The organism is Nitrobacter sp. MLSD-S21 (genome assembly GCF_058809865.1).
The window spans coordinates 151,254-164,764 of sequence record NZ_JBXASZ010000005.1 but is presented as its reverse complement, the minus strand read 5'-3'; the positions used below and the strand labels follow the sequence as shown (position 1 = coordinate 164,764).

The 13,511-nt window shown below is 61.2% G+C and carries 11 protein-coding genes; 2 read left to right on the top strand and 9 right to left on the bottom strand.

The genetic code is table 11. From position 1 onward, the window contains the following. Positions 1–4 precede the first annotated feature (4 nt). The 3 genes from AC1RT6_RS15310 to aceA all read right to left on the bottom strand — a co-directional run bounded on the left by AC1RT6_RS15310 (position 5) and on the right by aceA (position 2,324). Positions 5–559 carry a hypothetical protein gene (locus AC1RT6_RS15310; RefSeq protein ID WP_079445878.1) on the bottom strand — a complete coding sequence of 185 codons (555 nt, stop codon included), beginning with the start codon at positions 557–559 and terminating at the stop codon, positions 5–7. A 226-nt stretch (positions 560–785) separates the two neighbouring features. Continuing rightward, positions 786–992, bottom strand: coding sequence for a DUF4170 domain-containing protein (locus AC1RT6_RS15305; protein WP_011509641.1), 207 nt, complete (start codon positions 990–992; stop codon positions 786–788). A gap of 24 nt (positions 993–1,016) precedes the next feature. Continuing rightward, on the bottom strand, positions 1,017–2,324 hold the full coding sequence (gene aceA / locus AC1RT6_RS15300; protein WP_079445915.1) for an isocitrate lyase: 1,308 nt from the start codon (positions 2,322–2,324) through the stop codon (positions 1,017–1,019). A 180-nt stretch (positions 2,325–2,504) separates the two neighbouring features. Between aceA and AC1RT6_RS15295 the strand changes: the two genes are divergently transcribed. Beyond that, positions 2,505–3,956 carry a helix-turn-helix domain-containing protein gene (locus tag AC1RT6_RS15295; protein WP_079445877.1) on the top strand — a complete coding sequence of 484 codons (1,452 nt, stop codon included), beginning with the start codon at positions 2,505–2,507 and terminating at the stop codon, positions 3,954–3,956. Positions 3,957–4,384: 428 nt separating this feature from the next. Beyond that, positions 4,385–4,888, top strand: a complete 504-nt coding sequence (locus AC1RT6_RS15290; protein ID WP_079445875.1) for a DUF1993 domain-containing protein — start codon at positions 4,385–4,387, stop codon at positions 4,886–4,888. A gap of 15 nt (positions 4,889–4,903) precedes the next feature. On the opposite strand, the gene glpD is transcribed toward AC1RT6_RS15290, so the two are convergent. From glpD to AC1RT6_RS15260, 6 genes are all read right to left on the bottom strand, one after another. Further along, positions 4,904–6,442, bottom strand: a complete 1,539-nt coding sequence (gene glpD, locus AC1RT6_RS15285; protein ID WP_079445874.1) for a glycerol-3-phosphate dehydrogenase — start codon at positions 6,440–6,442, stop codon at positions 4,904–4,906. A 187-nt stretch (positions 6,443–6,629) separates the two neighbouring features. Then, positions 6,630–6,866, bottom strand: coding sequence for a hypothetical protein (locus tag AC1RT6_RS15280; RefSeq protein WP_079445873.1), 237 nt, complete (start codon positions 6,864–6,866; stop codon positions 6,630–6,632). Between the two features lie 273 nt (positions 6,867–7,139). After that, on the bottom strand, positions 7,140–7,586 hold the full coding sequence (locus AC1RT6_RS15275) for an acyl-CoA thioesterase (protein ID WP_079445872.1): 447 nt from the start codon (positions 7,584–7,586) through the stop codon (positions 7,140–7,142). A gap of 31 nt (positions 7,587–7,617) precedes the next feature. Next, the gene (locus AC1RT6_RS15270) at positions 7,618–9,708 is read right to left on the bottom strand and encodes a 3-hydroxyacyl-CoA dehydrogenase NAD-binding domain-containing protein (protein WP_472791002.1); all 2,091 of its coding nucleotides are present in this window, start codon (positions 9,706–9,708) and stop codon (positions 7,618–7,620) included. Positions 9,709–9,715: 7 nt separating this feature from the next. Continuing rightward, positions 9,716–10,999 carry an acetyl-CoA C-acetyltransferase gene (locus tag AC1RT6_RS15265; RefSeq protein ID WP_079445870.1) on the bottom strand — a complete coding sequence of 428 codons (1,284 nt, stop codon included), beginning with the start codon at positions 10,997–10,999 and terminating at the stop codon, positions 9,716–9,718. Then, complete coding sequence (locus AC1RT6_RS15260; protein ID WP_079445869.1) at positions 10,999–13,263, bottom strand: acyl-CoA dehydrogenase; 2,265 nt, start codon at positions 13,261–13,263, stop codon at positions 10,999–11,001. The genes AC1RT6_RS15265 and AC1RT6_RS15260 overlap by 1 nt, the downstream gene beginning before the upstream one ends. Positions 13,264–13,511: the final 248 nt, after the last annotated feature.

Sequence of the window (13,511 nt, the reverse complement as noted above, 5' to 3'; positions counted from 1 at the left end):
CGCGTCACGGAGTCCTGAGCGCGGCGAGTAGCGCGAAGCCGAAAAGCACGATAACACCGGCTATAAATCCGAACGCGAATGTCCAAAGCCCGCGGGGCGGCTTTTTCACCTCCGCTTGCTCCCACAGCGGCATTACCGATAGCGCACGCTCGCGCTCGATCATGCGGCGAGCGACATAATCCGTCACAGCTTTGACGATCGCGGCCGAGTCATGAGATTCCGCGAGTACAATCCGGCCGTGCCGGGTATCCTGGACGAAACGGTACATGCGCTTATCGCGTCCCATCAGGACGTGGGCTACAATGTCGATCCACAGCCGCGGCGTGTCTCCCTTGCTGAGGCCCCGATCGAATAGATCGATCTGATCCGGCACTTGCGCGAACAGCGGATCGAGCGCCTCGTTCAAGATCTCAAGCCGCGCCACTTCCGCGTCGCGCAGATCAACGACGACGCCGGTGCGATCCGCGGCCTCGATCCGAGCCTGCCACAGTGCCTCGCGCAGCCGCAGCGGCTTCGCCGTTTCCGCCACACTCCTTCCAATGTTCGGTCCGTCCGACATCGGTCGCCTTTCCCGCAGATACTGCCGCCTTCTTAACCTGACGGTAACCATGTAACTTAGCAGGTACTCCGTTTCGGGCAAAGGCCGTTTAGTTCCAAAGGCTTAGGCGCGCAGCCGGCTTAAGCGACCACAATCCGTCTTCTGAACGAACAAACGGCCCTGCCCGATATGCCTGGGCAGAGCCGTTGCTTCCTTGGACGCTTCTTCTTCTACGATAGATGCAACATCAGCTCGCCATTCGATTCGGCTCTTCCACGATGGAGAACCGCACGCCGGCGCGGTGACGGTTTTCCTCAGACACGACCCTCCAGGCGTCCTCCGCTTCCTTCCGCGTTTTGAACGGTCCTTGCACCTGAGCCGAACCTTCCACCAGCTTGTGGAAGTTCATTGAACCAAATTCGCCGCCAATCACCCAGAAATTGCTGCCGGTCATGAGAACCTCCTTCTGTTCCGCCGCCTACTCAGCAGCCTGGACCTTGATCTGCGAACCTTGCGACTTGAACTGCGCGGTTTCGGTGGAGTCGTGAAGCGCAGTGGTCGACGACTGGCCTCCCGTGATCGTGGTCGAAACCAGATCGAAGTAACCGGTGCCGACCTCGCGCTGATGGCGCGTCGCCGAATAGCCGAACTTCTCCGAGGCGAACTCGGCCTGCTGGAGACGGGAATATGCCGCCATGCCCTCGGCCTTGTAGCCGCGCGCCAGTTCGAACATGCCGTGGTTGAGCGAGTGGAAGCCCGCCAACGTGACGAACTGAAACTTGTAGCCCATCGCTGCAATTTCCTTCTGGAACTTGGCAATGGTGTCCTTGTCGAGGTTGGCTTCCCAGTTGAACGACGGCGAACAGTTGTAAGCCAGCATCTTGTTCGGATAGACCTTCCTGACAGCTTCCGCGAACTTGCGCGCGCCCTCCAGATCCGGCTTTGAGGTTTCCCACCACAGCAGGTCAGCGTATTTCGCAAACGCCAGCCCGCGCTTGATGCAGTGATCGAGGCCGGTGCCAGGCTTCAGGCGATAGAAGCCTTCCGCCGTGCGTTCGCCGGTGATGAACTCGTGATCGCGCTCATCGATGTCTGAAGTGATGAGCTTCGCACTCTCCGCATCGGTGCGCGCCAACACGAAGGTCGGCACCCCGCAGACATCGGCGGCAAGCCGTGCCGCGATCAGATTGCGTTCATGCGCGGCGGTCGGGATCAGCACCTTGCCGCCCATGTGGCCGCACTTCTTCTCCGACGCGAGTTGGTCCTCGAAGTGAACGCCAGCCGCGCCCGCCTCGATATAGGCCTTCATGATCTCGAACGAGTTGAGCGGTCCGCCGAAGCCCGCTTCCGCATCGGCCACGATCGGCACGAACCAGTCGATCTTGGCGCCGCCTTCAGCATGCTCGATCTGGTCGGCGCGCTGGAAGGTTCGGTTGATGCGACGGCAGAGTTCAGGACCGGCGTTGGCCGGATAGAGGCTCTGGTCCGGATACATCGCGCCCGCAGTATTGGCGTCGGCGGCGACCTGCCAGCCCGAGAGATAAATCGCGGGCAAACCGGCGCGCGCCTGCTGCATCGCCTGGTTGCCGGTGACGGCGCCGAGCGAATTCACATAAGGCATGTCGTTGAGCTGCTTCCACAGCCGGTTCGCGCCCTTCTCGGCCAGCGTGTACTTGATCTCCACCGAGCCGCGCAGCTTTTCGACGTCCGCCGGGCTGTACGGACGGCTGATCCCCTCAAAACGACCGTTTGGGGCCGGAACGAGCTGCTCAAAGGTCTGGGCCATTTTTATCTCCAGCGCCACTTTTATGACATTGCACTGCAATCGCATTGCAAGGGTGGTTTATAGATAAACGCCAAACAGACTAATCCGTACAGATAGCTTGATCTCAATTGATGATGTCATGTAACATATATACATGTCATAGATGTTATTTTGTAATTATTGTCATAAACGAGCGTAAGGATGGCCACAGATCCCGGCAAAAAACTCTTCGTCGGTCCGCGATTCCGGCGCATCCGCCAACAGCTCGGGTTATCGCAGACCCAGTTCGCGGAGGGGCTCGGCATCTCGCCCAGCTATGTCAACCTGATCGAGCGCAACCAGCGACCGGTCACCGCGCAAATCCTTCTTCGCCTCGCGGAGACCTACGATCTCGACCTGCGCGACCTCGCCACCGCCGACGAAGACCGCTTCTTCGCCGAGTTGAACGAGGTCTTTTCCGATCCACTATTTCGCCAGATCGACATTCCGAAGCAGGAATTGCGAGATCTCGCGGAGCTGTGTCCCGGCGTGACCCACGCATTGCAGCGTCTCTATGCCGCCTATGCCGAGGCGCGGCGCGGCGAAACGCTGGCGGCGGCACAGTTCGCGGGGCGCGACGAAAGCATGGGCGGACGCTTCGACGCGAACCCGATCGAGCAGGTTCGCGACCTGATCGAGGCCAATCGCAACTACTTCCCCGAGCTTGAACAAGCAGCGGAAACCCTGCGCGACGAGATCAACGTTCCCGCACAGGACTTGTTCGCGGCTTTGAGCACGCGGTTGCGTGAAAAGCATTCGATTCAGACCCGTATCATGCCGGTCGATGTCATGCGTGAGACGCTACGTCGCTTCGACCGCCACCGCCGCCAGCTCCTGATCTCAGAACTGGTGGACGGCCCCGGCTGCGCTTTCCAGCTTGCGTTTCAGATCGCGCTTTCCGAATGCACGCCCGCGTTTGATACGATCATCGCCCGCGCCGGCGCGCTCGACGACACCGCGCGCCGTCTCTACCGCATCACGCTTGCGAACTACTTCGCGGGCTGCGCGCTGATGCCCTATCAGCCCTTCCTTACCGCGGCGGAATCGCTCGGTTACGACATCCATGTGCTGGCGCAGCGCTTCAATACCGGCTTCGAGCAGGTGTGTCACCGCCTGACGACGCTGCAGCGGCCAAACGCGCGCGGCGTGCCGTTCTTCATGCTGCGCGTCGACAACGCCGGTAATGTCTCCAAGCGATTTTCATCCGGCACGTTCCCGTTCTCGAAGTTTGGCGGCACCTGTCCGCTGTGGAATGTCCACTCCACGTTTGACACCCCGGATCGCCTCTTGAAGCAGGTGATCGAGTTGCCGGACGGCAGCCGCTACTTCTCGGTTGCGCAGATGGTGCGCCGGCCGGTCGCGCCGCATCCGCTGGCGCAACCACGCTTCGCTATCGGCCTGGGTTGCGAAATCCGCCACGCCGCAAGGCTTGTCTATGCGTCCGGGATGGACCTGGACAAGTCCGAGGGCACGCCGATCGGTATCAACTGTCGCCTCTGCGAGCGCGAGAACTGCGCCCAGCGCGCCGAGCCGCCGCTCACGCGGACCTTGATTTTGGATGAAAACACGCGACGCGTGACGAGCTTTGCATTTTCAAATGCGCGAGAGGTGTGAGAATCCGGCGCATGACCGGGACTTCTCCGTCATTCCGGATGGCGCGCAGCAGCAATCCGGCGTCAATAGAGCATGAGACGGAGAGGATAGATTGCGGTTCGTTCGACACCCCCGCGACGGCATTTTTGCTCACGACAGCCTCCCTCAAACCGGAAGTTAGTTATTGGTTCGCTGCTTAAATACGGCTCCGAAATTTCTTAGAATTGAACCTAATCCGAACCGAGCGCGCGGCTTCGATCAAATTATGCTCGGACGAGCAGCCGGCGGGGAAAGCCATGCAGATCAGGCGATCGCGAAGACCGTTGCGGCTGATGATTCGGCGAGGACCGAGAGGTTGCGGCTTGTGACGTGAGCCCCCATCTGCAAACGGCAGCGCATTCTGCTGTCTCACCATCGCGTTCGCACACCAGAACAGACAAAGGCATTCCATGTCATTCTATGATTCCGCTCCGCCGGCCTTTCTGCAAACGCTCGGCGCCCTCTCCGACATTCTCAGGAAAGCCGAAGGCTACGCCACCGCCCGGAAGATCGCTCCCGAAACGCTGCTCGCCGCGCGGCTCTATCCGGACATGCTGCCGCTGACGCGCCAGATCCAGATCGCCTGCGATTTCGCCGTGAAGACTTGCGCGCGGCTGACCGGTTCAGAGGTGCCGAGCACCCCGGATACGGAAAAGACCTTCGACGAGTTGCAGCAGCGGATCGCCCAGGCAACGGATTTCGTCAAGAACGCAGCGCCCGGAAAATTCGAAGGCGCGGAAAGCCGCGATATCACCTTTCCGGCAGGTCCCGACAAAACAATGACTTTGAAGGGTCAGCAATATCTCAGCCATTTCGCCTTGCCGAATTTCTATTTCCACGCGACGACCGCATACGACATCCTGCGTCACAACGGCGTCGAACTCGGCAAGCGAGATTTCTTGGGCGTAAAATAAGGCTCGAGGCGAGACTTATGGCCGTGCTTCCGCTTCCCTTGGGCGGCCGGCCTCCGTCCGCTCCGCGAACCAGGATTCAAGCTCCGCTATGTCGGCCGCCGACATGCGCAAGCCGAGCTTGGAGCGTCGCCAGATGACATCCTCCACGGTGCATGCCCATTCGTCGGAAATCAGATAGCAGACCTCGCGTTCAGTGAGCGTGGCTCCGAATTCCCGGCCAAGATCCGTCGTCGTCTTCGCTGTACCCAGCATCTTGGCCGCGCGGGTGCCATAGGCGAGCGCGAGACGTTTCGCGTGTCCTTCCGTCAGAAAAGGATAGCTGCGCAGCAGATTAGCCGTCAACGCCGCCACCGCCGACACCTCCATGTCTCCGCCGGGCAGCGCCGCCTTCGCAGTCCAGCCCTCGCGCGCTTTTGTCCCTTTCAGATATGGCGATAGCTTTTCCAGCGCCTCTTCGGCCAGCCGGCGATAGGTCGTGATTTTTCCACCGTAAACCGAAAGCAGCGGCGCCCCGCCGGGCGTATCGAGTTCAAAGGCGTATTCGCGGGTGGCGGCCTTGGCTTCGCTGGCGCCATCATCGTAAAGCGGCCGCACCCCGGCATAGGACCAGACCACATCCTGCGGCTTCACCGGCTTCGCCAGATACTCGCTGACCGACGCGCAGAGATAAGCAATTTCCTCGCTTGAGGCCTTTACCTTGGCGGGGTCCCCCTCATAGTCGCGATCCGTGGTGCCGATCAGGGTGAAGTCATCCCGATAGGGAATGGCGAACACGATTCGGCCGTCACCGTTCTGGAAAATGTAAGCCCGGTCGTGATCGTAGAGTTTCCTGACCACGATATGCGATCCTTGCACCAGCCGCACTCTCGCACGGGTGTTGACGCCCGCGCCCAATGTCAGCACCTGTTCGACCCAGGGGCCGCCCGCGTTGACCAGTATCCGCGCGGCGATCGTGCTGCGTTCGCGGCTTAGCGTATCCTCGACCGTGATGCGCCAGAGGCCGTCGGACTGATGGGTCTCAACCGCGCGCGTTCGGGTCCGGATATCCGCTCCGCGGTCGGCCGCATCGCGCGCGGTAAGAATGACGAGGCGGGCATCGTCGACAACGCAGTCAGAGTATTCGAAACCCTTGCGGTAGCGGCCGGGGTTCAGCGGCTTGCCGACACTGTCGCGCGCCAGATCGACCGATCGCGTCGGCGGCAACAGCTTCCGGCCGCCGATATGGTCGTAAAGGAAAAGGCCGAGCCGCAGCAGCCATGCCGGCCTCAGGCCGGCGTGATGAGGCAGCACGAAGCGCACCGGATGAATGATGTGAGGCGCGATCCGCCAGAGAATTTCGCGTTCGATCAATGCCTCGCGAACCAGATGAAACTCGTAATACTCCAGATATCGCAGCCCCCCGTGCACCAGCTTGGTCGACCACGACGACGTGCCGCTGGCGAGGTCGTTCATTTCACACAGGAAGACCGAGTTGCCCCGCCCAGCCGCGTCGCGCGCGATCCCGCACCCGTTGATGCCGCCGCCGATGATAGCGAGGTCGAAAACCTGACCCACGGACGCGCCCTCTCCATCACCTTAACGCGAGATGAGATCGTCGAACCGGCGCGCGGCCGACGATCACCTCGATGCGAGGAGGGCGATAGTCGTTACAACAACAGCACCCAAGACCCGCAGGACATGCCATGGTGCTGATGTTGGACGAAGCCGTCAACGCAGTTTCCTGCGTCGGCCAGTATCTCTATCAAAAGGGAAGTTTCGGCAAAGCGCGCCGCAGCGATTTCACGAACTCGGGACACGTGGATTTCTTGGACGACGCACGGTTTTTCGCCGCGCGCTCCGCTTCACGGGCGCTGCGAAACAGCTTGCCGTCGAGGCAACTGAACCGCCGGGAGGCCGAAAAGAACCGGAACCCGGTGCGATCACGCACCACGATCCCGGCGGATTCAGAACCGACTTCGATAATATAGGTCTTCGACATGTCCCACTCGCATTCTTCCGGCCCTAAAGGCCGCGCCAATAACGGGCAATGGCGGGAAACGTTCCCTGTCGTACCAACAGGATATGGACATGGGTTCTGACGTTCGCAACTAGAATCGGTCGAGGTTGGGCACCGAGAGCATTTTGCTTCTGACGCGTTTTCTTCAGGCAAACCGCATCCACTTCGCTCGAAAACGCCATATCGGATCGACGAATTGGCGGCTGGCGGCGTAAACCGTTCCGGTTCAGCAAACAGGCTGGCTGGGAGTGCCGGCTATGCCGTAGCCGGCCGCCCGGCCTGGGGGATTTCCCGCGGGAGGCCCTGATCGTCGATCGCGACGTAGGTAAATTTGCCGTCGGTGACAAGGATGAACTGCTTCTCCTTGCGGCGCATCACCCAGGCTTCCAGATGCACCGTGATCGAAGTCTTGCCAATGCGGACGAGTGTTGCATGCACGGAGACGAGATCGCCGACAAAAACCGGTTTGCGGAAATTCATGGCGTCGATTGCAACCGTCACGGTGCGGGACTTCGCGAGCTTGGAGGCGAAGACGCCGCCCCCGATGTCCATCTGGCTCAGCAGCCAGCCGCCGAAAATGTCACCATTCTGATTGGTGTCGGCCGGCATCGCCAGCGTGCGCGTGCAGAGTTCGCCGAGCGGCGTGGCTTCACTGATCGCCGGGGCGTGAACGGCTGTGAGGTCGGTCATGATGTCTGTCATTCGTTGGTCTGAAGCAACATCACGCATCGCCTCACTTGAACGTATCCCAGCCCGGGTCCGGCGCGAAACGAGCGCCGTATTTTGCCGCGAGCTCGCGCAAATTGGCGGCGACATTCTCCGGGCCACGAGTGCGCGCATACTTCAGCGGACCGCCGCGGAACGGAGCGTAGCCGGTGCCGAAGATCATGGCCCCGTCGACAAGGTCGGGATCGTCGACGATGCCTTCGCGCAGGCATGCGACGCAGACGTTCGAGATCGGCAGCATCAGGCGGTCGATCAATTCCGGCTGAACCCGCGAATTCCCGGCATCGCCCTTCTCAGCCTTACCTCCGCGCCAGGTATAAAAACCCTGGCCGGTCTTGCGGCCGAGTTCGCCTTTCGCAACTTTCTCACGCAGCCAGTCCGGCGGCTGCGGAAGAGCTTCGCCGAACTTCGCGCGCAACTCGTCGCCAACGGCGAGGCAGATGTCCAGCCCGACCTGGTCGGCGAGTTCGATCGGTCCCACCGGCATGCCGAATTTTTCCGCCGCGGCATCGATCACCGTCTTGTCGATCTTTTCGTCGAGCATGACCATGGCTTCGAGCATATACGGCGTCAGTGCGCGGTTGACCAGGAACCCTGACGAGCTCTGCACGGGCAGCGGCAGCCGGTCTATTGCCCCGACGAATGCCATGGCCTGTTTCAGCACCTGCGGGTCGGCGGTTTCGTGGCTGACCACTTCCACCAGTTGCAACCGCGACACCGGATTGAAGAAATGCAGGCCCACCAGGCGCTCAGGACGCTGCAATGTGGTGCGCAGCTCCTGCAGCGGAATGCTCGAGGTGTTGGTAGCGAGGATCGCGCCCGGCTTCATTCTCGGCTCGATTGCGGCATAGACTTTCTGCTTCAGTTCGAGCTTTTCGGAAACCGCCTCGATGATGAGATCGGCGTGGCGCACGCCTTCGCCAACCAGGTCGGGTATCAAACGGTCGAGCGTATCGCGGATACCGGTCCGCTTGCGGACGATCTTGCTGTAAAGATCGGCTGCGCGCCTGATCGCGGCGGCGATCGGCTCCGGCTTCATGTCCGCGAGCGTGACCCGGATATTCTGATGCGCGCACCACGCGGCGATGTCGCCGCCCATGGCGCCGGCGCCGATGACGTGCAGATGCTTCACAACGTTGTCGCCGGCCGCGAGCTTCTTCATCTCCTCGCGGAGGAAGAACACCCGGATCAGGTTCTGCGCCGTCGACGTTACCATCAACTCGGCGAAGGACCGCTTTTCAGCCGCCAGCATCGCCGTCTTGCTACCGCCATGCCTCTCCCAGAGATCGATCAGTGCATAGGGAGCGGGATAATGCTCCTGCGGCGCCGCCTTCGCGGCCTCCTGGCGCATCCGCTTGGCTAGAAAGCCGCGAACGGGGCCGAGATTCAGCAGTTGATTGAGCACGCTTGGCCGGCCACGCTTCAGCCGGCCGGCCACCACATCCTTCACGGCGTTGCGGACGTGCCGCTCCTGGGTCACGGCATCGACAAGACCAAGCGATTTCGCTTTCCGCGCGTCGATGGTCTTGCCGGTGAGCATCAACGTCATCGCCTGCATCGGATTGACAAGCCTGGTAAAGCGAACGGTGCCGCCGAGGCCGGGATGCAGGCCGAGCATCACTTCGGGGAAACCGAACCGCGCATTGTCGATGGCGATTCGTGTCCGGCATGCCAATGCTACCTCGAGTCCTCCGCCGAGGCAGAAGCCGTGGATCACGGCGACGGTCGGAATCTTCAGCGCCTCCAGCCGGCCGATAATGCCGTCGGCGCGCCTGAGCGTCGTTTCGACCTCGCCTGGATCGGCGGCGCCACGGAATTCGTTGACGTCGGCGCCTGCGATGAAGCCGGACGTCTTGGCCGAACGGAGCACGACGCCGGCGGGCGGATGGTTTTCCAGCGCGGTGACGATTGCGCCAAACTCCTCCATCACGTCCGACGACAGCGTGTTGGCGCTGGAATCGGCGCGGTCAAACAGAACCCAAGCCACACCATCGCTATCGCGGGTCAGCTTGAAGTTGCGATAGGGACCGCTTGCATGGGGCGTTGGCCCAAGCTCCAGCACGCGATCCTTGAGAGCGTCCAATACCTTTGATTTCATGACGCCCTCACACCATCTCAACCAGCATCGCACCGCCCAGCCCGCCGCCGATGCATTCGGTGGCAATCCCGCGCCTTGTGCCGAGCCGCTTCATAGCGTTGACAAGATGCAACACGATGCGGTTGCCCGAAGTGCCAACGGGATGACCGAGGCTGACCGCGCCGCCATCGACATTGAGCCTGGCGCGATCGATCGTGCCGGCGGCGTCCTCAAGTCCGAGCACCTCGCGGCAGAACTTCTCATCCTCCCACGCCGCGAGGCAGCCGAGCACCTGCGTCGCGAATGCTTCATTGAGCTCCCAGGTTTCGATGTCGTGAAGCGATAGCTTGTTGCGCTTCAAAAGTTCGGTCGCCGACAGCACCGGACCCAGTCCCATGACTGAAGGATCCAGCCCCGACCACTGGCTGTCGATGATCATCGCCTTCGGCTTGAGACCGTGTTTGATGACGGCGTCTTCTGATGCGAGAATCGTCCAGCAAGCGCCGTCAGTGATCTGCGAGGAATTGCCGGCGGTGACCTGGCCCCATGGCCGCTCGAACACCGGCTTCAACTTCGCCAGCGACTCCATCGAGGAGTCGGGGCGCACGCCGTCGTCGTGATCATAGAATTTGCCGTCGCGCGCGAAAGTGGTTTCCAACTCGCCTTTCAGCCAGCCTTCGGCCTGCGCCTTGGCCAGGCGTTTGTGGCTCTCGACCGCGTAGGCATCGGACTGTTCGCGCGTGATGCCGAAAAGATGGCCGACCACCTCCGCGGTCTGGCCCATGTTGAGTTCGGTGATCGGATCGGTCAGCCCCCGCTCAAGCCCGATGATCGGCTTGAAATAGGGCGGTCGCGCTTTGGCGATCGCCTTGATTTTCTCAACGATGCCCTTGGCGGCGGCAACACCTGCGAACCAGCGCACGCCCTGCTGCGGCCATACCAGCGGTGCATGGCTCAGCGCCTCCGCTCCGCCAGTCAGAATCAAATTAGCGTCGCCATCGCGGATGTAGCGGTAGCCGGTGTCGATCGACTGCATGCCCGAGCCACAGTTGATCTGCACCGTGAACGCGACCATCGCCTCGCCCATGCCGAGCCGCAATGCCGCGACGCGGGCCGGGTTCATTTCATCGGCAATGACGTTGACACAGCCGAGGATGACCTGATCGAACGCGTCAGGCGCGAACGGCTGGCGCGCCAGCAACGGCCGGCCGCATTGCACGGCCAGATCGACCGGCGTGAACGGCCCCGGACCGCTGCGCGCTTTCAGGAACGGAGTTCGGCTGCCGTCGATGATATAGACTGGGCGCACCATCAGCCTGCCACCCTCGTCTCGGCCCGCTCCTGCACGACTTGCACGCTGACGGGCTTCTCGTGAGGCGACAATGCCTCCGGCGCAAAGTCGTCGACCTCAATAACCCGGGCCACTGCCTCTTGCGCTGCCTTGTACTGCTCGGCTTCGACCTGGGTGATGGTGCCTTGCCTGACGGCGGCATCCGCATCGCGCAGGCGCGCAGCGTGCATCCGCTTAAACACGTCCTCGGCGGCGGTAACCAGCAGGAATGCCTTCTCCAGCCGGGCTGGCCCACCGTCATCATCGACATGCGACAGTCCCTGCGTCAGGCGATCGCGCGCGACGGAAGGCTCCAACACCAGTTGCGCGCAGGCGTGGATGACCTTGTCGCTGGGTCCGCGCGCTTGCGCGCCGAGCGGCTGGATCATGAATTTGAGCATGATCGCGACAAAGCGGTTTGGCAGATTCGCCAGGATATCCGCAAACCGCTGCTCCATGGTGCGGAAGCCGGTCGCCATGCACCATTCGACCGCTGCGAGATCGGCCTCCTGACGGCCCTCCTCGTGCCAACGCTTGAGTACGGCCGACAAGAGATACAGCTCGGAAAGAATGTCGCCAAACCGTGCGGATAGCATCTCCTTCCGCTTCAACTTGCCGCCGAGCGTCAGGAGCGCCATATCGGCGCATAATGCGAAGGCCGCCGAATACCTCGAGAGTTGACGATAGAATCCGGTCACCGCGCCAGCGTCATCCGGCGCGGGCGCAAAAACTCCGCCGCTCCAGCTTCGGCCCCAGGCACGGAACAAAGTCTTGAAGCTGTGGACGATGTGAACCCAGAACGTCTTGTCAAAAGCATCAAGGCCTCGGGCCTTGTTCGTGTCGCCGAGCGCATTCATCTCCTGCAGCAAATAGGGATGCGCACGAATCGCACCCTGCCCGAAGATGATAAGATTGCGCGTCAGGATGTTGGCGCCCTCCACGGTGATCGAAACCGGCACCCCCCGATAGAGGTTACCGAGATAATTTTGAGGTCCATCGATGACCGCCTTGCCGCCATGGATATCCATTGCGTCATCGATCACGGTGCGCAGCCGCTCGGTGGCGTGCAGTTTCATGATGCCGGAGATGACCGCGGGATGGTGGCCCTCGTTCAGCGCAGCGCAAGTCAGCCGCCGCGCCGCATCGATCAGATAGGCCGTGGCGGCAATCCGCGCCAACGGCTCCTCGATACCCTCGAACTTTCCGATCGGAATGCCGAATTGTTCGCGGATGCGCGCATAAGCGCCGGTCGTCCGCGCCGAAAAAGCCGCGCCCGCAGCCGACAACGAGGGCAACGAGATGCCGCGCCCGGCAGCCAGCGCGGTCATCAGCATCTTCCAGCCCTGACCCAGACGCTCCTTTCCGCCGATGACGTAGTCGAGAGGAACGAAGACGTCCTTGCCCCAGGTTGGGCCGTTCTGAAACACCTGCATCGCAGGAAGATGGCGACGGCCGATCGAAACTCCAGGCAGGCTGGTTGGAATCAGCGCCACGGTGATGCCCAGGTCCTCCTGCGAGCCAACCAGATGATCCGGATCGTAGGCTTTGAAGGCGAGGCCGAGAAGTGTCGCCACCGGACCAAGCGTGATGTACCGCTTGTGCCAGTTCAACCTGATCCCAATGACCTCGTGGCCCTCGAACATGCCCTTGCAGATGATGCCGCTGTCGGTCATCGCCGCCGCGTCGGAGCCGGCTTCCGGGCTGGTGAGGCCGAAGCACGGAACGTCGCGACCGTCAGCCAGACATGGCAGCCATTTGCTCTGTTGATCCCTGGTACCGAAACGCATCAGCAATTCGCCGGGGCCAAGTGAATTCGGCACCATCACCGTGACCGCAGCGACTAGCGAGCGCGATGAAATCTTCCGCACGACCTCCGAATGCGCATAGGGCGAAAAGCCGAGTCCGCCATGCTCGGTCGGAATGATCATGCCGAGAAATTTTTTCTGCTTGATGAAATTCCAGACCTCCGGCGGCAGATCTCGCAATTCCCAATTGATCTTCCATTCGTCGAGCATGGCGCACAGTTCGTCCACGGGCCCGTTGAGGAATGCCTGCTCTTCTGCTGTCAAAGTTGCCGGCGGGGTATCCAGGAGCTTCGCCCACTCTGGATCGCCGGTGAACAGGTCGGCATCCCACCAGACGTCCCCGGCTTCCAGCGCCTCGCGCTCGGTATCGGACACCGAAGGCAGCACACGGCGCGCCCAGGAGAAGATCAGCTTGGAGATCACGTCACGGCGAAAGCTCATCGCAATGTCCTCTTGTTCGGGTACTCGACGCCGTCGGTCCGATTCGGGATTACTACAGGCAATGATCTTACCGCTATAAGGAAAATATCTTTAAAATAGGGAAAGGCCGGCTTCATTTCATATTTTTCATAATCGAAAACCAAACGGAAAAACGCGGTTAGAGCCTGAACCGAACGCAAGGTTTGGTTGCGAGACATCATCCACTCGCGTTTATTGGTAAAATTTTAATCCTGTAGCTCGAAGATACC

Coding starts and splice junctions, on each gene's coding strand:
- AC1RT6_RS15310 (WP_079445878.1), bottom strand. CDS start 559: ATGTCGGACGGACCGAACATTGGAAGGAGTGTGGCGGAAACGGCGAAG.
- AC1RT6_RS15305 (WP_011509641.1), bottom strand. CDS start 992: ATGACCGGCAGCAATTTCTGGGTGATTGGCGGCGAATTTGGTTCAATG.
- aceA (WP_079445915.1), bottom strand. CDS start 2,324: ATGGCCCAGACCTTTGAGCAGCTCGTTCCGGCCCCAAACGGTCGTTTT.
- AC1RT6_RS15295 (WP_079445877.1), top strand. CDS start 2,505: ATGGCCACAGATCCCGGCAAAAAACTCTTCGTCGGTCCGCGATTCCGG.
- AC1RT6_RS15290 (WP_079445875.1), top strand. CDS start 4,385: ATGTCATTCTATGATTCCGCTCCGCCGGCCTTTCTGCAAACGCTCGGC.
- AC1RT6_RS15280 (WP_079445873.1), bottom strand. CDS start 6,866: ATGTCGAAGACCTATATTATCGAAGTCGGTTCTGAATCCGCCGGGATC.
- AC1RT6_RS15275 (WP_079445872.1), bottom strand. CDS start 7,586: ATGACAGACATCATGACCGACCTCACAGCCGTTCACGCCCCGGCGATC.
- AC1RT6_RS15270 (WP_472791002.1), bottom strand. CDS start 9,708: ATGAAATCAAAGGTATTGGACGCTCTCAAGGATCGCGTGCTGGAGCTT.
- AC1RT6_RS15265 (WP_079445870.1), bottom strand. CDS start 10,999: ATGGTGCGCCCAGTCTATATCATCGACGGCAGCCGAACTCCGTTCCTG.
- AC1RT6_RS15260 (WP_079445869.1), bottom strand. CDS start 13,263: ATGAGCTTTCGCCGTGACGTGATCTCCAAGCTGATCTTCTCCTGGGCG.